The following is a 21,221-nucleotide window of genomic DNA, read 5'->3' on the forward strand; positions in this document are numbered from 1 at the left end:
CATCACTCCACCGAAGTCTGCTCGCCCGGTCAATCCCCACAGGCGCAACGGGAGCACCTTACCGGGAGGAAGGGTGAATGGTCGTGGACTTTCGGTGGGCAGGACTACCCATGGCCAACGCCCAAATTGTACGAGTCTGTCTGGTCGCCGTCGCGGAAAGTCGGCCGTCCGGACCTCATCTGTCAGCGGTTCACCAGAGAAGGTGATTCGACTCCCCCAGCTGCTGGGTCTCCACCCAGGTGTGTTCACCCGAGTAGCCGTGCATGCAGTCCGACTGGCCCGACCAGTTTCCGTTGGCATCAGTCCGGAGCGGCGCGCCCCACGCCTGACCCCACCAGCGCCCCTGCTCCGCTCGGGGGAAGTACACCTGGCCGGCCGGGTCGTGCTGCGTGGACAAGCACCGCATCGTGAACGTCATGTTGGGCTCCCATCCGGTGATGCTCATGTTGATCCACCGGCACGCCGCCCCCTGGCGGCAACCGGACGAGGTCGACCCGTCCGCGCCCTTCGAGATGGTGAAGCTCCTGTTGGCAGGGTTTGGGTTGGTCCGTCCGCTGCCCGACGCCGTCGCGCCGCACCCGGCGGCATTGCAGGCCTGCACCTCGATGTTGTAGGTCGTGCTGTACGCAGGGCCTACGTCGACATTGCCGCCCGACACGGACAGACCTTGCCACCCACCACCGTTGATGCGGTACCGCATCGAGTCCAGGGCGCGGCCGCCGTTGTCGCCGGGTGGCGACACCGTGAAGCGGCCCTCGGAGGACGACCGCAACGCCCAGGTGACACCCGGAGCACCCGGTGTGGTGTAGGGCGTCACGGGGTTCGAGCTGGCGGTCCACGCCGAGCACGTGTACTGGTTGCAGGCCCGCACCTGGAACCGGTACGCCGTGCCGTTGGTCAGTCCCGTGACCGTGTGCGGGGAGGACGCGGTGCGGGCAGCGACGCCGTTGCCCTGCACCTCGTACCGGTGCCCGGGGCCGCGGAACCCGTCGCCCGAGATCCCGGTCCACCGCACCGTCGCCTGTCCGCTCGTGGTGCTGCCCAGCTCCGCTGTCGGCGTGCCCGGTACCTGCGGCTGGCCGTAGGGCACCTGCTCGGGCGACCGGTCGCTCACCGGCGACCGGCCGGCCTTGTTCTCCGCGGTGACCGCGAAGGTGTAAGAGGCTTCCGGCGACAGCCCCGAGACCACCTGCGAGGTCCCGGCGACGGTCTGGGTCTCCTTCTTGGTGCCGTTCTCGAACACGTCGAGGTAGTACTGCTCGACCGGGTCGCCGTTGTTCGCCGGCGCGGTCCACGAGACGGTGATCTGGCCGCCGAGCGCGTTGTCCACCCGCTGCGCGGTGGGCGCCGCCGGCTTGGCCGGCGGGGCGGCCGGCGTCTCGGGCGCCGACGCGTCGCTCCAGTCCGACGGCTCCGGCGCGGCATTGACCGCCTGCAACGTCACCGTGTAGGAGGTGCCGTTGGCCAGGCCGTCCCACACCGTTCGGGTCCCGGTCACGCACGTCTTCTGGATCACGCCGTCGGCCGGGGCCGGGCTGATCTCGAGGTTGACACACTCGATGGGCGACCGGTCGCTGTACGCCCGGTTCTGCCAGGCGACCGTCAGGGAGGAGTCGCCGAACGTCAGCGTCGGCGGCTCGGGCTTGTCGGGCTTCTCGTCCGGTCGCGCATCCTCCGACGGTGCGGAGGCCTCGGACTCCCCCACCTCGTTGGTGGCCGTGACGGTGAAGTTGTAGACGACATCGTTCTTCAGGCCCGTGACGGTGCAGGTCGTGGACCGGCACTCGGTCGTGTCGCCCTTGCCGGAGCGCACGGTGTACCCGGTGATCTCGGCCCCGTTGTCCGACGGCGGGTCCCACGACAGCACCACCGTCCCGGACCGCACCTCCTCGACCTGTGGCGCGCGAGGCGCCTCCGGCCTGCCCAGCACGGTCAGCCGGATCGTGCCCTCGACCTCCCGGCTCGGGTCGGCTGTCGCGTCCGCCACGCGGTAACGGACCACGAGCGTCCCCACGAAGGTGTCCGACGGCGTCACGACCACGCCCGACCCGGACGGCTCCGCGTTGCCCTGGCCGGTCTCGACCCCCGCGCTCACCACGGTCAGTGGCTGTTCCGGAAACGGGTTGGCGTCGTTGGCCAGCACGTCCACCGTGACCGGCTCACCCTGGTGCGCGTCGGACACCTCGTCGGGGTTGGCGCGCGCGAGGGGACGGGTGGAGGCGACCACGGTGACCACCAGCTCGCCGACGACGGGCGGGTGACCGCCGTCGGACACCGTGAACGGGACGGTCGCGCGCGTGCCCTTCGGCACCGAGACCTGTGCCTGTGCCAGGACCCGGGATCCCTCGGTGCCGAACGTGACGCCGTCGATCCCGCCGGTGACCTCGACGGTCAGCGGGTCCCCCTCGGGGTCGACCGCCACGCGGGACAGGTCGAGCGTCGCTTCCTCGCCCGCTGCCACCTCGAGCAGGGCGGTTCCCTTGATCTCCGGCGGCTGGTTGCGGCTCGCGCGGACGTCGATCGGCACGGTCAGCACGGCGGTACGGCCCTCGGGGTCGTCGGGACCGTCCCCGTCGGTCACCTCGAACGTGACCGACGCCGGCCCGACGTAGTCCTCGTCGGAGGTGAACGTCAGCGTGGTGGTGCCCGTGACCTCCCGTGTCCCCTCGACGGCCGTGACCTTCTCCTCGACGGTGAACCGTGGCTCGTGGCCGTCCGCGACCACCACGTGATCGGCGATGTCGATCTCGAGCGTCTCGCCCGCGAACGTCCGCAGCGCTTCCACCGGCTGCTTCAGGTGCGGCAGCGAGCCGTCGCGCGGCACCCGCAGGAACGCCTTCGCGGTGAGACCGTCCATGTCCGTCACGGTGTACGTGAGCACCTGCGGGTCCTCGGTGAGGGCCACGGTGACCTCACCGTCCTCGCCGAGGGTGACGCCCGGAGGCAGCGCACCACGCTCGTCCTGCACCGCCACCTCAAGGTCTGCCGCGACGCCGTCGGGGTCGGCATCGTTCCGCAGCACGTCCACGGTCACCGTGTCGGAGGTGACGTCGGCGGGCGGGACGACGTCGTCGCGGGCGACCGGGCGCAGCAGCGGCGCGTCCCGGGCGACCTCGACGGTGATCGAGCCGGTGGCTCGGGCCGCGTACGCGTCCTCGATGCCGTAGTAGAAGGTATGCGTGCCCTCGTCGTCGGGAGTCGTCACCACGACCAGGTCGTCGACGACCCGCGGGTCCAGGCCGTCGGCACCCTCGAAGGACCGGGGCACCAGGCCGACCTGGTCCCCGTCCGGGTCCGAGTCGTTGGCCAGGGCATCCACGGCGACCTCGCGGCCAGGCCGGACGAGCGTCTTGTCGCCTCCCGCGGTGGGCGGCTGGTTGATCCCGGGCGGCTGTGCCACCCCGACGGCGACCGTGCCCTCCGCCGTGGCGCCGCGGGTGTCCGTCACGGCGTACCGGAACTCGTCGGCGCCTGCGGCGTCTCGCGACGCCTCGTACTCGAGGTACCCGTCGACCACCCGGGCGGTGCCTTGCGCGGGCGCCGCCGACAAACCGTCGAGCGTCACGTAGTCGCCGTCGGGGTCACTGGCGTCCAGCGGGAGCGCGATACGCGTGACGCCTCCGGCCAGCACACGGGCCGTCGTGTCCGGCGGTTGTGGTGCGGCATTCTCCGGGGTGTCGGTCACGTTGAGGGTGACCTGCGCGGAGTCCTTCTGGCCGTTGCTGTCGCGGACCTCGTAGACCAGGTGCACCGTGCCGGCGGTGGATCCCGCCTTGAACCGCACGGTGCCGTCCGAGACGAAGGCCTCGCCGGATTCCGGCTCCTCGACCAGCTCGGGCGCGACCGTCAGCTCCAGCCCGTCGGGGTGGGAGTCGTTCTTCAGCACCGGGACGGTGACGATGTCGCCGGTGTGCACGGTCGCCTCGTCCGCCGTCGCCTCCGGCGGACGGAGCTTGGTGGGTGCCGCGACGGGCACCACCCGCACCTGTCCGACGGCGGTCTGCGTGCCGTTCGACGCCGTGTACCGCAGGGTCACCGGCCGGTTCAGCCGCTCCGTCTCCGCCACGCGCAGCACGTGATGGTCCAGCACGACGGCGGTCACGCCCGGGTCGGCCTCGACCGACGAGGCGACGAGTACACCTCCGGCCGGGTCGGTGTCGTTCGCGAGCACGTCCACGAGCGCCGATCCACCCGCGGGGAGCAGCACGGTGTCGGCCACGACGACAGGTGGCCCCGCGTCGTCCGGCGGTGCCAGCACGTCGACCCGCACCAGCCCCATCGTGGACCCGGGCCCGTCGCTGACCTGGTAGGTGATGTCGTAGCTGCCGGGCTTCTGGCTCACGAACCGGAACGTGCCCGCCGGGTAGTTCTCCGTGATCGTGGCCGGGGCCTGGTCGCTGACGCTGACCAGACGCAGCCGGTCACCGTTCGGGTCGGTGTCGTTGCGCAGCGGTCGCACCGTGACAGTGTCGCCGGCCAGCACCGACACGTGATCGGCCACCGCGACGGGCGGTTCCTGGACCGCGACGACATCCACGAGGAGCTTGCCCTCGCCCACCTGGTCGAGCCCGTCCGACACCGTGAGATCCACGATCTTGCGGCCCGTCGCGGTCCCACCATCCCGGAACTCCACGGTCCCGTCAGGGCGGAACCGCACCTCGTCCATCGGTTCGGCGGTGGTGGCGCTCGACAGGACCAGGTCGTCGCCGTCGGGGTCGCGCCAGAACGGCAGCACCTTGATCGTCGCATCGCCGCCCTGCGCGACGCGCAGGACCGGCTCACCCGTCGGGGCGGGCGCCGCGTTCTCGCTGAGCGGCACCACCCGCACCCGCACGTCGGCCTGAGCCGTGCCCCCGCGCCCGTCGTCCACCGTGTATCCGAAGGTGGCACTGCCCGAGGCGGTCTCCGGCACGTTCGCCTGGAGTGCCGCGCCGTCGAGCACACGGTCCACGGAGACGGCCGACGCCTTGGTCGCCGACGCTCCCGGCTCCGCCGTGGCCCGGCCGACCGACACCGTCATGACGTCGCCGTCCGGGTCCATGTCGTTGCCCAGCACGTTGAGCACGGTGGTACGCCCCGGCCGCACCCCCAGGCTGTCGTCCTCAGCCCTCGGGGGACGGTTGGGCTTGTCCCGCTGGGCGATGAAGTGATCCACCATCTCGGGCGTGGTGGTCTCCGACTCGGTCTTCTCGCCCTCTGCCTCCTCGGGCATCGTGAGGTCCCAGTCGTCGACCTTCTCGAAGTCCTCGGCCGCCATCCACAGCGTGCCTGTCGCGACGCTGTTGAGCACGATCACCTGCCTGTTCACCCGGTAGGTGATCTCGCCCTCCGCGCCCTCCAGGTGCTCGTCCACATCACGGTCCGTACCCGGGCAGTCGCGGACCACCTGGCCGGTTCCGGACCAGGCGCCGTACGTGCAGTCGCCCAACCGTACGGGCGCCGCCGGAGTGCCCTGTGCCAGCCGCGTGGTGGAGTCGCCCCCGCCGAGCGGCTGCGTCACCAGGCCCTTGGTCGTCGCCACCGCGACGACCGTCCCGGCGCCCGACGGCTGCTGCAGCCGGGCCTCGGCCCCGCCGGCCAGGTCGACGACGTCGCCGCCGGGCAGCACGAGCGTCGAGGCCGTGCGGTCCAGCACCACCGGCTGGTCACCCACCGCGGTGACCTCGACCTCCGCACGCTCGCCCACCGAGAGCTCCGCCTCGCTCACCTCACCCGGGGAGCCGGTGACGCCCGTCCGCACGGTGACGAGTCGGCCCTGAGCCGGCACCGCCACGAACACCGTGCCGTCCATCGCGACGGCGAGCCGGGCGCCTGGGGCCACCTCCGCCGTCGGTTCCAGGTCCGCCTCGCTGAACTGGGCGGACCCCTCGAACGGAAGGACCCAGAGGCGCCCGTCGTCCGGGTCCAGGACGGCGGTCGTGGGACCACCCGAAGCGACGACCGCACCCGCGGGCACAGTCATGGTGCCCTGCAGAGCGAGGTGCGCCGGGTCGACCGGGCTCGCGGTGGCGGCGCCGGGGTCGGTCATCAGGACGCGGTACTCGGCCTGCTGCACGTCGAACGTCGAGGACCCGGACAGCAGGGTGCCGTCCAGCGCCTGCGCCTCGTAGTTGAACCGGCCGAGCAGCCCCGCCGAGGTCTTGGTGACCCAGACCCCCGAGTCGTCGAGGTCAACCTCAGCGGTCGCCTCGCCGTCGTGCAGCAGCATCAGCAGCACCAGCGCCCCGGTGAAGAGGGCTACGACAGCGCCCGACACGATCGAACGCGGGGACACCTTCGGTCCAGGCACAGATCTTCCTCAAGTTTCGGTCAGCAGCGGTGGCCGCAGCCTAGCCGGGACCGGAGCCGACGAGCAGAATCCACGGGCGGTCCGGCCGGGTGAAACGGGGCGACGTGGCACCTCATGACGTACCCGCCGCACGCCCGTTCACCACGTCACGGCCGTGGCCGCGCCCCAGTTGAACGTGCCCACATTGACCTGGACGCCGGTCGTCCCCCAGGCGCACGGCAGCTCACCCGTGAAGTTCCCGTTCGCGTCGGTCTCGAACTTCCGGCCATCGCGCGTCGTCTCGAAGGCGAGGTTGCCGTTCGCAGTCGGAGCGAACTTGTTCCCCGAGGCGTAGCACGAGACGCCGAACGCGTAGTTCGGCGTCGCGTTGCGCAGCCGCAGCCCGAGGTAGTGGCACGAGGACCTGGTGCAGGTGGAGCCGTCGTCGTTCGTGAAACCCACCGCGCTCGCGCCCTTGTACGTCGTGAGCGTCCGATTGCTCTCGTTGCTTCCCGTACGGCCCGACGCCTTGGCCCACACCCCGCACCCCGCACCGTTGCAGAGTCGCGCCGTCAGCGTGTAGCTGCGGTTCGGCTCCGTCGGCACGTTGACCTGATAGGGGTGCGACCCTGCCTGCCAGCCGTCACCCAGGGGCGAGCGCTCGCCCTCGCGCGTCGCGTCGCCGCTCAGCTTCCACTCGATACGGTCCACCCTGCGCCCGCCGTTGTTGTCGGGAGCCCAGACCCGGAAGTTGCCGTCGTCCCCCAGGTCCTTGAACCAGTCGACCCGCGGCGCCCCCGGCACGGTGTACGGGTTGACGGCGTTCGAGCGCGCCGTCCAGGCCGAGCACGTGTAGGCGTTGCAGGCGCGGACCTCGAAGGTGTGGTCACGGCCGTTCGCGAGCGATCCGAACGTGTACGGGGAACCTGCTGCCCGCTTCCTCGTGGAACCGTCCGCCCGCACCTCGTAGTAGGGACCGTTGCCGCGGAACTGGGTGACCTCGCTCCACGTCACGCGGGCCTTGCCGTTGGTGTCCCCGCTGATCAGCGATGCCTTAGGGGTTCCGGGCTTGACCGGCGTCCCGTACGGCTCCAGTGCCGCCGACCGAGGGCTCGCGGGAGACGTGCCCGCCTTGTTCTCCGCGACGACCGTGAACTGGTACGAGGCCTGCTGGTCGAGGTCCTGCACCTTCCGCGACGTGCCGGACACGGCAGTCGTCCGCTGCTTCTCGCCGTTGCGGTAGACGCTCAGGTGATAGGTCTCGATGGGGGCGCCGTTGCTCGCGGGCGCCGTCCAGCGCACGGTGATCTCCCCACCCACCGCCGTGTCGACCCGCGTCGCCCGGGGTGCGGCCGGCTGGGCGGGCGGCGCCGCGGGCGTCTCGGGGGCCGACGGGTCGGACCACTCGGACGGGTCGGGGGCGGCGTTCCGCGCCTGCACCCGCACCGTGTAGGCGGTGCCGTTCCGCAGGCCCTCCCACACGGTCTGCGTCCCGTCGAGGCACGTCTTCTGGATCCGGCCCGACGGCGGTGCCGGGCTGATCTCCAGGTTGACGCACTCGATGGGCGAGCGGTCGGTGTACGCCTTGTTCTTCCACGACACCGTGAGCCGCTCGTCGCCGAACCGCAGGCGCGGAGCGGCCGGCGGGTCCGGCTTCTCGTCCGGACGGGCCTCCTCGGAGGCGCCCGACTCCCCCGAGGTGCCCACCTCGTTCTTCGCCGTCACGGTGAACGTGTAGACCTGGTTGTTCGTCAGGCCGGTGATCGTGCAGGTGGTCGTGGGGCAGGTCGTCGCAGCACCCCGGCTGGGCCGCACCCGGTACTCGGTGATCTCCGCGCCGTTGTCCGACGGCGGGTCCCACGTCAGCACCACCGTCTCGGACCGCACCTCCTCGACCACGGGCCGGCGGGGTGTCTCCGGCGCGCCGAGCACCGTCACACGGGCTGTTCCCTCGACCTCACGCGTGCGGTCGCCCGTCGCGTCGGCCACCCGGTAACGCACCACCGTCACCCCGTGGAAGTCGGCCGGCGGAGTGACCGTCACGCTGTCCCCCGTCTTCTCGACGGTGCCCCGGCCGGACTCGAGCTGGGCCGAGACCAGGGCCAGCGGATCCTCCGGGAACGGGTTGACGTCGTTCTCCAGCACGTCCACCGTGACCGGCTCGCCCTGGTGCGCGTCTGGTACCTCGTCCACGGTGGCGCGCGCGAGCGGACGCGTCGAGGCCACCACGGCGATCGTGAGCTGTCCGGCGACGGGTGGGTGGCCGCCGTCGGACACGGTGAAGCGGACCGCGGTGCTGGTGCCCCTCGGGACGTCCGGCGCGGCCGTGACGAGGACGGTCGTGCCCTCGGTGGCGAGGCTCAGGCCGGTCGCGCCGCCGTCGATCTCGACGGTCAGCGGATCACCGTCCGGATCGGTCACGAAGCGGGACAGGTCGAGCGCCGTCTCGTCGCCGGCCGCGGCCTCCACGCTGGGCGTCCCGGTGATCTCCGGCGGCTCGTTCGCACCGGGCAGCACGGTGAGCGGCAGCGTGAGCAGGGCGGTGCGGCCGTCGGGGTCGTCGGCGCCGGCACCGTCGGTGACCTCGAAGGTCAGGGCCGCCGGGCCCGAGTAGTCGTCGTGCGCGGTGTAGGTGACGGCAGCTGGCCCGGTGACCTCGTGGCTGCCCTCGGTCGCCGCCACCTTCTCCTCGTCGGTGAGCCGCGGCTCACCGCCCTCGGCCACGACCACGTACTCGGTGATGTCGAGCGCGGCCGGCTCACCGGCGACCACCTCGACCGGCTCGAGGTCGTCGCGGAGCCGCGGGAGCGTGCCGTCCCGCGGCACACGCAGGAACGCCTTGCCCGTCAGCCCGTCCCTGTCGGTGACCTCGTAGGTGATGACCTGCGGCCGCGCCGTGAGCGGCACGACGACCTCACCCTCCTCGGTCGCGGTGACGCCGTCGGGGCCCTGGCCCGGCACCGTGACCTCCAGGTCCGCGGCGAGCCCGTCCGGGTCCAGGTCGTTGGCCGTGACGTCGACGGTCACCGTGCTGGCGGTGACGTCCTCGGGCGGGACGACGTCGTCCCGCGCGACCGGGCGCAGCAGCGGTGCGTCCCGGGCGACCTCGACGGTGATCGCACCGGTCGCCCGCGCCGCGAACGAGTCCTCGACGCCGTAGTAGAAGGTGTGCGTGCCCTCACCGTCGGGCGCGGTGACGACCACGAGGTCGTCGGTGACGGTCGGGTCCAGCTCCGGCGCGCCGTCGAACGACTTCGGCACCAGGCCGACCTGGTCCCCGTTCGGGTCGGAGTCGTTGGCCAGGGCGTCGACGCCGACCGTGCGGCCCGGACGCACCGACACCTCGTCGTCCACGGCGAGCGGGGACTGGTTGACCTGCGGCGGGGACGCGACGCCCATGCGGACCGTGCCGGTGGCGGTGGCGCCGCGCGTGTCGGTGACCGCGTAGCTGAGCCGGTCCTCCCCCGCGGCGTTCGGGGAGGCCGCGTACTCGAGGTACCCGTCGACGATGTCGACGGTGCCCATCGTCGGGGCCGACGTGATCGCCTCGAGCCGCACGTGGTCGCCGTCGGGGTCGCTGCCCTCCAGCGGCAGGGCCACCCGCGTGCTCGCCCCGGCCAGCACCCGCGCCGTGACGTCGGGCGGCTGGGGGGCGGCGTTCTCGCCGTCGTCCAGGACGGTCACCGTGACCTGGGCGGAGTCCTTCTGGCCGTTGGGGTCGGTGACCTCGTAGACCAGGTGGACGGTGCCGCTCTGGCCCGGATCGGCCTTGAAGCGCACCATGTCCTCGGAGACGAACGCCTCGCCCGCCTCGGGCCGCTCCACCAGGTCCTCGGCGAGCGCCAGCTCCAGACCGTCGGGGTGGGAGTCGTTCCGCAGCACCGGCACGGAGACGACGTCACCCGCGTGCACGGTCGCCTCGTCCGCCGCCGCGTCCGGCGGTCGCAGCTCGGTCGCGGCCGCCACGGGCACCACCCGCACCTGCCCGACGGCCGTCCCCGTGCCGTTCGCCGCCGTGTACTCGACGGTGACCGGCCCCTCGGGACGCTTGATCTCGCTGATCCGCAGCACGTGATGGTCCAGCACGGCCGCGGTGACCGGGGCGCCGTCGGGCAGGGTCACGGACTGCACGACGAGCACGCCGCCGGCCGGGTCCGTGTCGTTCGCCAGGACGTCCACCAGGGCCGTGCCGCCGGCCGGCAGCAGCACCGTGTCCGTCACCGTCACGGGCGTGCCGTCCTGCTCCGGGGGTGGCAGCACGTCCACGCGGACCAGCCCCAGCGTCGCGTTCGGGCCGTCACTGACCCGGTAGGTGACGTCATAGCTGCCCGGGTCCTGGCTCACGAAACGGAACGAGCCGGCGGGGAAGTTCGGCGTGATCGTCGCCGGGGCCTGCTCGGTGACGTCGACCAGGCGGAGCTGGTCGCCGTTGGGATCGGTGTCGTTCGTCAGGGGATGCACCGTCACCGGCTGCCCGGCGGGGACCGCCACGTGGTCGCCGACGGCGACCGGCGGCTGGTCCGAGGCGACCACGTCGACCAGGAGGCGCCCCTCGCCGACCAGCCCGCCGCTGTCGCTGACGGTCAGGTCGACGAGCTTGCGGCCCATCGTGGTGCCACCGTCACGGAACTCGAGGGTGCCGTCCGGACGGAACCGGATCTCGTCCGAGAGGTCGTTGGTGACGGCGCTGGAGAGCACGAGGTCGTCGCCGTCCGGGTCCCGCCAGTACGGAAGCACCTTGATCGTCGCCGTGCCGCCCTGCGCCACCCGGAGCACCGGCTCGCCCTCGGGTGCCGGCGCCTCGTTCGCGTCCGCCGGGACCACGCGGACCCGCACCTTCGCCGTGGCGATGCCGCCGCGCCCGTCGTCGACCGTGTAGGGGACGGTGACCGAACCCGACGCCTCCGCGGGGACGTCCGCCTGGAGCGCCAGGCCGTCCAGCACGCGGTGGACGGTGATCCCGTCGGTCTTCGCGGGCGACGCCACCGATGCCGTCAGGACGTCGCCGTCCGGGTCGGTGTCGTTGCCCAGCACGTTCAGCACGGTGGTGCGGCCCGCGCGGACGCCGATGTCGTCGTCCGCCGGCGTGGGCGGCCGGTTGGGCCTGTCCCGCTCGGCCACGAACTGGTCCACGAGCTCGGGCGTCTCGGTCTCGGTCTCGGTCTTCTCGCCCTCGGAGCTCTCGGGCATCGTCAGGTCCCAGTCGTCGACCTTCTCGAACTCCTCCGCGGCCATCCACAAGGTGCCCGCCGAGACGTCGTTCAGCACCACGACGTGGCGGTTCACCCGGTAGGCGATCTCGCCGTCCGCACCCTCCAGGTGCTCGTCCACGTCCCGGTCCGCACCCGGGCAGTCCCGCACCACCTGGCCGGTGCCGGACCAGGCACCGAACGTGCAGACGCCCACCTGTACCGGGGCCGCGGGGACTCCCTCTGCGACGCGTGTCGTCGCCTCGCCGCCGCCCAGCGGCTGCGTCACCAGTCCTCTCGGGGTACCGACGACCACCGAACGCCGCGTGTCGGACGGCTGCTGCAGCCGGGCCTCGGCGCCGCCGGGCAGATCGACGACGTCGCCGCCGGGCAGGACCAGCGTGGACGCGGTCCGGTCCAGGACGACCGGTTCGTCGCCCACGGCGGTGAGCTCCAGCTCCGCGTCGTCGGCGACCGGGAGCTCGCTCTCGGTGACCTCGCCGGGCGCGCCCTGCGCACCCGTCTCCACGCGGTACAGCGTCCGGTCCGACGGGACCGCGACGAACACCGTCCCGTCCGTCGCGACGGCGAGCCGCCCGCCCGTGCCGAGCTCAGCCGTCGGGTCGAGCTCTTCCTCGTCGAAGGCGGTCACGCCGTCGAACGGCAGGACCCACAGCCGGCCGTCCTCCGGGTCCAGGATCGCCGTCGTCGGGCCGCCCGACGCGACCTGGGCGTCACGGGGGGCCTGGACCGTTCCGGAGAGCGCGAGCTGCGCGGGGTCGACCGGGCTCGCGGACGACGCACCCTCGTCGGTCAGGAGCACGCGGTACTCGTCCTGCTGCACGTCGAACGTCGACGATCCGGCCAGCAGCGTGCTGTCCAGTGCCCTGGCCTCGTCGTTGAAGCGGCCCAGCTTGCCCGACGCGGTCTGCGTGACCCAGACGCCGGAGTCGTTGAGATCAAGGTCCGCCGTGGCCTCGCCGTCCTGCAGGAAGGCGAGGGCGGTCAGCGCGCCGACGAACAGGGTCACCAGGAACCAGGACACCAGCACACCCGGGGTTGCCCCGCGCCTGCCCTCAGCCACTACGTCGTTCGCCACCACACTGCTCCCTCGTCAGGCTGCATCGTAGCCATCCCGCGGGGGGAACGTGCGGGGAGAAGTACCCATGCACCGAGGTCACGGTTGCGCCCCGCCGGCCTGAGGCGTCCGACCGAGCTCATCGGCTCCGGTCCGACGGAATGAGATCAGTCAGTCGCCGGACCCGATCTCATCCCGTCCGATCGAACTCGGCGCCGCCGGACGCGGTCCGTCAGGCGGCGCGGTCCGCCAGCACCTGGGCGAACTGCTCCAGGGACTCCTTGACCGGACCCTCCGGCAGCGGCGCCAGCTCGGCCGAGGCCGCGCGCGCCCACTGCACGGCGAGGTCTCGCGTCTCCGCCAGGACGGCGTGCGCGCGCAGGCGCTCCAGCGCGGCGTTCAGCGCCTCGTCGGAGGAGAGGTCGCCGTCGAGCGTGGCGAGCAGGTCCCGGTCCTCGTCGGTGGCCGCGTCGGACGCGACGTGCTGCCGCAGCAGCAGCACCGGCATGGTCGGCACGTGCTCGCGCAGGTCGGTCCCCGGCGTCTTGCCGGAGGTCTCGCCGGACGAGGCGACGTCGAGCACGTCGTCGGCGAGCTGGAAGGCGACGCCCACCTTCTCGCCGTAGGCGCCCACCGCCTCGATCTGGTCCCTGGGCGCCCCGGCGAGCATCGCACCCAGCCGGGCCGACGCCGAGAGCAGCGACGCCGTCTTGTCCGACAGGACCTGGAGGTAGTGCGCCACGGCGTCCTCGCCGTCGTCGGGGCCCATGGTCTCGTGCAGCTGGCCCAGGCACATCCGCTCGAACGTCCTGGACTGCAGGATCACCGCTTCCGGCCCCAGCTCCGCGACGCGCGCGGACGCCCGTGCGAACAGCATGTCGCCCACGAGGATCGCCACGGAGTTGCCCCACACCATGTGCGCGGCGGGCGCTCCGCGCCGCATCGGCGCGGAGTCCATGACGTCGTCGTGGTACAGCGAGGCGACCTGCGTCAGCTCGACCACCACCGCGGCGTCGACGACGCCGGGCGCGGCGCCGTCGCCCAGCTCACCCGTCAGCAGGGTGAGCAGGGGACGGAACCGCTTGCCACCGGCGTCGATGAGGTGCCGCGAGGCGCCGTCGGCCAGCTTGTCCGTGCTGGCGACGGCCTCGAGGAGCGCTTCGTCGACCCCCGTCAGCCGTTCCGCGAGGCGGGCCGCCAGCTCCGGGTCGGAGATCGGCAGGCCGAGCGCGGTCGGATCGGGCGGGTTGGACGAAGCGGCCGGAGAAGCCGACGCGGACGTACCCGTCGTCGTCTGGGGCGGCAGCGGTGCGGAGGTCACGGCACGAACTTACTTGCCTGTTCCACCAGAGCGAGAACCGGGGACGGGAAAACGCCGAGAATCACTGTCGCGACCGCGCAGACGGCGATGGCCACGGCGGCCGGTCCACGGGACCGCACCACCGTCACCTCGATGCGCTGCGCGGTCGTGACCTGGACCGTGGTCAGCGTGGCGGTCGCGCCGGCACCGGCGGTCGCGCCGGTCGAGACATCACCGCTGGTCGATACCTCCGCCTCGCCGGGCGCGGCACCCGGCGTCGTCTCGGCGAGCTTGACCAGCGGCTCCGCCGGGTCGTCCTGCGCCCGCTGGAACACCATGACGACGAGCAGCCGCAGGTAGAACGCGACAGCGACCACCGACGCGAGCACACCGAGGACCGCGAGCCACCAGAGGCCACCCGAGGCCGCGCCGGTGAACGCGCCGAACTTGGCGATGAACCCGGCGGTGAGCGGGATGCCCGCCATCGACAGCAGGAACAGCGCGAACGCGGCGGTGAGCCACGGGGCCTTGCGGCCCAGCCCGGCCCACTGCGCGATCTCCGTCGCCTCGCCGAGCACCACCCCGTCGTCGCCCACCGGGCCGTTGTGCTCGCCCGAGCCGGGCGTGACCCGACGCTCCCGGACCAGCGTGACCACGCCGAACGCGCCGATCGTGGCGATGCCGTAGGCCAGCAGGTAGAAGAGCGTGGACGCCTGGACCTGCGAGTTGAAGCCCGCGACGCCCACCAGCAGGAAGCCGGCGTGCGCGATCGACGAGTAGGCCAGCAGGCGCTTCACGTCGGTCTGGACGGAACCGACGATCGTGCCGACGGCCATCGTCAGGACGGCGACCACGACGATGACCATCTGCAGCTGCCGCATGATCTCCGGATCGACCGTCTGCACGCCGATCGCGACCCGGTACAGCACCTGGACCAGCGCGGCGACGGCCGCCACCTTCGTGCACGCCGCCATGAAGCCCGTGATAGGCGTGGGCGCGCCGGTGTAGACGTCGGGCGTCCAGGCGTGGAACGGCACGGCCCCGACCTTGAACAGCAGGCCGACGACGACCAGCAGCACGCCGGCGACGAGGAGCACGCTCATGCCCTCCCCCTGCGCGGCACCGGACTGGATGGCCGGAAGGACGCCGACGCCCGGCCTGCTCGGATCGCCGAAGAACCGCACCGATCCCGCGAACCCGTAGATCAGCGCGACGCCGAAGATGAACAGCGCCGAGGCGAACGCGCCCAGCAGGAAGTACTTGGCCGCCGCTTCCTGCGACAGGAGCCTGCGCCGGCGCGCCGTCGCGCACAGGACGTACAGCGGGAGCGAGAGCACCTCCAGCGCGATGAACATGACGATGAGGTCGTCGGTGGAGGCGAACAGCATCATGCCGCCCGCCGCGAAGAGCAGCAGCGGGTAGATCTCCGTCTGCTCCAGACCGGAACGGCGGGCCAGGTCCTCGTACGAGGTGCCGGGCACCGCCGAGGCGGTGGGCGCGAACGCGTCCTGTCCCGTGGCCGTGCGGTCGGCCACCACGAGCACGCCGAGGAAGGCGAGCACGGCGATGATGCCCTGCGCACCGAGCGCGAAGGGCGTGAGCGTCACGCTGCCGCCGACCACCTGCACGGGCTGGACCACGATCTGCGGCCACAGCACCGCGATGAACGCGAACCCGCCGGCCAGCGCGGCCAGGGTCAGCACGATCTGGGTCATGCGGCGGGCCCGTGCGGGCACGAAGGCCTCGACGAGCACACCGACCACGCCCGCGCCGAGCACCACGATGAGCGGTGCGAGAGCGAGCCAGTCGATCTCAGGTGCCTCGAACATCAGTTGTCGCTCCCCGTCTGCGCGGCGTCGTCCGCCGGTTCGTCGACCGACGTGAGCGCCACCGACTGCTCGGCCGGCGCGTCGACGTAGGTCAGGGCCAGGCCCGGCACGAGGCCGAGCACCAGGAGTCCGACGACGAGCGGCGCCGCGACGACGCGCTCACGCAGCCTGAGGTCGGGCAGGGCCTCGAGCCCGGCCGCCGGTGCTCCAGTGAAGATCTTCTGGTAGGTCAGCAGCACGTAGACCGCCGCGAGCACCACACCCGGCACCGCGGCGACCGCCCAGCCGGCGGAGCCCGCGGGCGACCCGCCGAACGCGCCGACCAGCACCATGATCTCGCTGACGAACGTGGCCAGGCCGGGCAGCGACAGCGTCGCGAGGCCCGCCACGAGGAACGTTCCGGCGAGCACCGGCGTGACCGACCGCAGACCGCTGTAGTCGGCGATCTTCTGCGACTTCTCCGGGTGCCGGGACACGAGAAACCCGGCGACCAGGAACAGCGCGCCGGTGGCCAGCCCGTGGTTGAGCATCATGAAGCTCGACCCGGCCGTACCCAGCGGCGTGAACGTGAAGATGCCCAGGATGATGAACCCGAAGTGGCTCACGGACGTCCAGCCCACCAGGCGCAGCAGGTCGGTCTGCATGATCGCCATGATCGCGCCGTAGAGCACCGAGATCACGGCGAGCGCGATCACCAGCGGTGCGGCCCAGCGGGACGCCTCCGGGAACAGCGGCAGGCACAGCGTCAGCATGCCGAACGTGCCGACCTTGTCCAGCACACAGATCAGGAGGGTCGACGTGCCGGGGGTGGCGTTACCCGCGACGTCGGGCAGCCAGCTGTGCACAGGGACCATCGGTGCCTTGATCGCGAAGGCGATGAAGAACCCGACGAACATCAGCCGCTCGGCGGTGGTGCCCAGGTCGACGGCCGCCAGCTCGTCCACGAGGAACACCTGGCTCCGGTCGATGCCCGCCGCGATGCCGAGGAAGTACAGCGAGACCACCGCGGCGAGCATGATCAGCCCGCCGCCCAGGCTGAACATCAGGAACTTGACGGCAGCCTTGCGCCGTCCGGCGCCCTGCCCGAACCCGCCGATGAGGAAGTAGGCCGGGATCAGCATGGCCTCGAACAGCACGTAGAACAGGAACACGTCACGGGCGCAGAACACCGCGACCATGAACGCCTGGAGCAGCAGCACGAGCCCGACGAACCTGCGCAGCCGCACCTCGTCCCGGCCCTGCTCCGTCCAGGCGGCCAACAGCACCAGCGGGACCAGCACCACGGACAGCGCCACGAGCAGGAGGCCGACGCCGTCGACACCGACCGCGTACGAGGTGCCGATCTGCGGGATCCACCGGTAGGTCTCGGCGAGCTGGTGCTCGGCAGCTGCGCCCGTGTCGAACGCGATGAACGCGCCCACGAGCAGGCCCACCTCGACCAGCGAGAACAGGAGCGCGATCGGACGGGCGAGGCCCACCCCGGCGCTCGCCGGACCGGTGCGGGACAGGCCGAGCGCGCTCAGACCCACCAGGGCCGCGCCGACCAGCGGCCACGCGATGAGCGCGGTCAGCCAGGGAAACATCTCTCCTCCGATCACTGGGCACCACCGAGGCCGACCACGAGCCAGACGACGACGGCGATCACGAGGACGCCACCCGCCATGCCCGCCGCGTACGAGCGGACGTAGCCGCTCTGCGCCTTCCGGAACACCGCGCCGAACCACGACACGGCCTGGGGCAGGACGCTCCAGCCGCGGTCGACGACGTCACGGTCGCCGACCTGGACCAGGCGGGCCACGCCGTGTGCGGGCTTGAGCACCAGCGTCTCGTTGGCGGTGTCCTGGTACAGGTCCCGGCGGGCCGCCCGTGTGAGGACGGAGCCGCGCGGCGCCTCCTCCGGCACGAGGGCGACCGCGTACATCCGGAACGCCAGGAGCGCCCCGAGCACCACGACCACGAGCGTGGTGGTGATGATCACGGGAACCGGCAGCACCGGCTCGTGGTGCTCGGCGTGCCCCACCACCGGCTCCAGCCAGGTGACGAACGTGCCGCCGATACCGAGCACGGCACCCAGCGCGGCGGAGCCGACGCCCAGGAACACCAGGGGCCACCACATCAGCGGCGAGCTCTCGTGCGGGTGCTGGTTCTCCGTCCAGCGCGGGCGGCGTCCGCCGAACGTCATGAAGAAGAGGCGGGTCATGTAGAAGGCCGTGATCGCGGCGCCGAGCACCGCCACCGAGCCGAACACCCAGGCCCGCCACGGCTGCCCCTCCACGGGCATGAAGGCTGCCTCGATGATCCCGTCCTTCGACCAGAAGCCGGAGAACGGCGGGATCCCGAGGATCGCGAGCCAGCCGAGGCCCATGGTGATCCACGTGATCGGCAGGAACCGCGACAGGCCGCCGAAGCGCCGCATGTCGGTCTGGTCCCCCATCGCGTGCATCACGGAGCCGGCGCCGAGGAACAGCCCCGCCTTGAAGAAGCCGTGCGTGAGCAGGTGGAAGATCGCGAACGCGTACCCGGCCGGGCCGAGACCCGCCGCGAGCATCATGTAGCCGATCTGGGACATCGTGGAGGCGGCCAGCGCCTTCTTGATGTCATCCTTCGCGGTACCGACCACCGCACCGAACAGCAGGGTCACGGCTCCCACGATCACCACGACGAGCTGCGCGGTGGGCGCGGCCTCGAGGATCGGGCCGGAGCGCACCATGAGGTACACACCGGCGGTGACCATCGTGGCGGCGTGGATCAGCGCGGACACCGGCGTCGGGCCGGCCATCGCGTCACCCAGCCAGGCCTGCAGCGGGAACTGCGCCGACTTGCCGCAGGCGGCGAGCAGGAGGCAGAGGCCGATCGCGGTGGCGGTGGCCTCGGAGAGCGAGCCGACAGCATCGTCGGACAGGGTGGTCCCGAAGTCGAGGGCTCCGGTCCCGGCGAACAGCAGCGCCATCGCGGCGATGAGGCCCATGTCGCCGATGCGGTTCATGACGAATGCCTTCTTCGCCGCCACCGCGTTCTCCCGGGCCGAGGGCCGTCCCGTGTCCCAGAACCCGATGAGCAGGTAGGACGCGAGACCCACACCCTCCCAGCCCACGAAGAGCAGGAGATAGGAGTCGGCGAGGACCAGCGTCAGCATGGCCGCGACGAACAGGTTCAGGTAGCCGAAGAACCGGCGCCGGTGCGGGTCGTGGTCCATGTAGGCCACCGAGTACACGTGGATGAGCGTGCCCACGAAGGTCACGAGCATCACGAATGTCAGGGACAGCGGGTCCAGCCGGAGGCCGAGGTCCACGTCCAGGCCGCCCGCGGACAACCACGTCCACAGGTGGTGGTCGATGGAACGTTCCTCGGCCGGCGTGCCGATCATGCGGAACATCAGGATGAAGCCGATGACCGCGGAGGCGGCCGAGGCCAGCACCCCGAGCCAGTGGCCCCAGCGGTCGGTGGCCTTGCCACCCAGCAGCAGGATCGCTGCGCCGATCAGCGGAAAGCCGACCAGCCAGGGGGCGAGTCCGATCACGTCGTTCACGTCTCTACCCTTCAGCCCTTGAGCAGGTTGACGTCGTCGACCGAGGCCGAACGGCGGGTACGGAAGATCGTCACGATGATGGCGAGGCCGACGACGACCTCAGCGGCGGCGACGACCATGACGAAGAAGGCGAGCACCTGGCCCGTCAGGTCGCCGTGCAGCCTGGCGAAGGTGACGAAGGCGAGGTTGGTCGCGTTGAGCATGAGTTCCACGCCCATGAACACGACGATCGCGTTGCGGCGCAGCAGCACGGTCGTCGCACCGATGGCGAAGAGCACGGCGGCCAGGACCACGTAGTTGGTGATGTCCATCAGGCGTCCCTCTCCGACTCGGTGGTCGCGCTCGCCGTCGTCCCGCGGGTCGAGCCGGTCTTCTCGCGGGCCGTGCTCGTCGAGACGACCACCGCGGGGCCGTGCGGCGCGGGCCGCTCCTGCCCGCGGATACGCAGCACGCGCGACACGGACTGCGGTACCTGCTCGCCGTCCGGGCCGAGCGCCGGCGTGTCCATCGCGTTGGACCGGGCGTAGACGCCGGGCGACGGGAGCGGGGTGAGGATGACACCGTCGGGCAGTGCCTTGATGCGCGCCTCGGCCACCGACTCCTGCGTCTTCCTCGGCGTGAGCCGGCGCCGGTGCGTCAGCACCAGCGCGCCGACCGCCGCCGTCACGAGCAGCACGCCGACGGCCTCCATGGCCAGCACGTAGTCGCCGAACAGCACGCGGGCCAGGGCCTGTGGGTTGGCGACACCACCGGGGTCCCCGCCCTCCAGGCCGCGGGCCGGCGGGAATGCGGCATTCGCCACCACGCCACCGAGGACCGCCGCGAGGCCGATGCCGATGAGCAGGCCGATCCAGCGCTGCCCCCGGATGGTCTCGGTGAGCGAGTCCGACGCGTCGACGCCGACGAGCATCAGCACGAACAGGAACAGCATCATCACCGCGCCCGTGTACACCACGACCTGGACGACGCCGAGGAACGGCGCCTCCTGCGCGATGTACAGGATCGCCATGCTGACCATGACGAACACGAGGCACATTGCCGCGTGCACGGCCCGCTTGACGAACAGCAGGCCCAGTGCGGCGAGAACCATGAGCGGGGCGATCACCCAGAACAGGACGGTCTCGCCGCCCGAGATCTCGAGGCCGGTGGGGGTCACGCGTTCACCTCCGTGCCACGGGACCCACCGGTGAGGTGGGCGCCGGTGTGCGCGCCCGATGCGTCGATGGTCTCGGCGGGGTCGACTCCGGCGTCGGACCGCACGGAACCGACGGCCGCCGCACCGGCGGACTTCTCGGCCGCGCCGGGGCCCTCGTCCGGGCGCAGCTCGTGCTGCCTCTGCGTGGGCGCCGGGGCCTTGCCCGAGACCACTGCCTCGGCGGCGTCCAGCGTCGGGTCGTCCGGCCGCTGCTCGCGGACCCAGTCGACCTGCGCCGCCGTCGGGCCCAGCACGTCACCGCTGTAGTAGTCGGTGTCCGTGGTGCCCTCGACCATCGGGTGGGGCGCGGCCAGCATGCCCTCGGAGAGCGGGGCCAGGAGGTCCTGCTTCTCGTAGATCATGCCGGCGCGCGTCTTGCCGGCCAGCTCGAAGTCGTTGGTCATGGTCAGCGCACGCGTGGGGCAGGCCTCGATGCACAGCCCGCAGAAGATGCAGCGCAGATAGTTGATCTGATAGACGGAGCCGTACCGCTCGCCGGGGCTCATGTGGGCCCCGTGGGAGTCGTCCGCGTTCACGTCCAGGCCTGCGTTCTGCGGCAGGGCCGCGTTGGACGCGCCCTCGACGTAGATCGCGTCCGCCGGGCACGCCCAGGCGCACAGCTCGCAGCCGATGCACTTCTCCAGCCCGTCGGCGTACCGGTTGAGCTGGTGGCGCCCGTGGAAGCGGCGCTGGGTAGGCACCTTCTCGCGCGGGTACTGCTCCGTGACCGTGGGCTTGAACATCGACGACAGCGTCACGCCGAAGCCCGCGACGGGGGCGAACATCTCCCCGATGGGCCCCGGCTGGGGCCGTAGGGGCTGGTACTCACTCGC

At 71.8% G+C, this 21,221-nt stretch carries 9 protein-coding genes; all 9 read right to left on the bottom strand.

Translation table 11 applies throughout. The features are described from left to right. Positions 1 to 190: 190 nt before the first annotated feature. On the bottom strand, positions 191 to 6,289 hold the full coding sequence (locus LUU90_RS22755; protein ID WP_275006244.1) for an Ig-like domain-containing protein: 6,099 nt from the start codon (positions 6,287 to 6,289) through the stop codon (positions 191 to 193). A gap of 138 nt (positions 6,290 to 6,427) precedes the next feature. Further along, complete coding sequence (locus LUU90_RS22760) at positions 6,428 to 12,556, bottom strand: Ig-like domain-containing protein (protein WP_275006245.1); 6,129 nt, start codon at positions 12,554 to 12,556, stop codon at positions 6,428 to 6,430. A gap of 211 nt (positions 12,557 to 12,767) precedes the next feature. Further along, entirely contained in the window at positions 12,768 to 13,856 is a 1,089-nt protein-coding gene (locus LUU90_RS22765) for a polyprenyl synthetase family protein (protein WP_425596291.1), read from the bottom strand. Continuing rightward, on the bottom strand, positions 13,853 to 15,664 hold the full coding sequence (nuoN, locus tag LUU90_RS22770; RefSeq protein ID WP_275006246.1) for an NADH-quinone oxidoreductase subunit NuoN: 1,812 nt from the start codon (positions 15,662 to 15,664) through the stop codon (positions 13,853 to 13,855). The genes LUU90_RS22765 and nuoN overlap by 4 nt, the downstream gene beginning before the upstream one ends. Then, on the bottom strand, positions 15,664 to 17,247 hold the full coding sequence (locus tag LUU90_RS22775) for an NADH-quinone oxidoreductase subunit M (RefSeq protein ID WP_275006247.1): 1,584 nt from the start codon (positions 17,245 to 17,247) through the stop codon (positions 15,664 to 15,666). The genes nuoN and LUU90_RS22775 overlap by 1 nt, the downstream gene beginning before the upstream one ends. 11 nt (positions 17,248 to 17,258) lie before the next feature. Further along, entirely contained in the window at positions 17,259 to 19,184 is a 1,926-nt protein-coding gene (gene nuoL / locus LUU90_RS22780; RefSeq protein ID WP_275006300.1) for an NADH-quinone oxidoreductase subunit L, read from the bottom strand. Positions 19,185 to 19,204: 20 nt separating this feature from the next. Further along, positions 19,205 to 19,504 carry an NADH-quinone oxidoreductase subunit NuoK gene (gene nuoK / locus LUU90_RS22785; RefSeq protein WP_116673522.1) on the bottom strand — a complete coding sequence of 100 codons (300 nt, stop codon included), beginning with the start codon at positions 19,502 to 19,504 and terminating at the stop codon, positions 19,205 to 19,207. Beyond that, positions 19,504 to 20,349: an NADH-quinone oxidoreductase subunit J gene (locus LUU90_RS22790; RefSeq protein ID WP_275006248.1), complete on the bottom strand. Its 846-nt coding sequence runs from the start codon at positions 20,347 to 20,349 to the stop codon at positions 19,504 to 19,506. The genes nuoK and LUU90_RS22790 overlap by 1 nt, the downstream gene beginning before the upstream one ends. Continuing rightward, a complete protein-coding gene (nuoI, locus tag LUU90_RS22795) occupies positions 20,346 to 21,173 on the bottom strand; it encodes an NADH-quinone oxidoreductase subunit NuoI (RefSeq protein WP_275006301.1) in 828 nt (275 codons plus the stop codon). Before nuoI ends, LUU90_RS22790 begins: the two co-directional genes overlap by 4 nt. Positions 21,174 to 21,221 lie beyond the last annotated feature (48 nt).

Source organism: Promicromonospora iranensis (genome assembly GCF_028994775.1).
GTDB classification, from domain to species: domain Bacteria; phylum Actinomycetota; class Actinomycetes; order Actinomycetales; family Cellulomonadaceae; genus Promicromonospora; species Promicromonospora iranensis_A.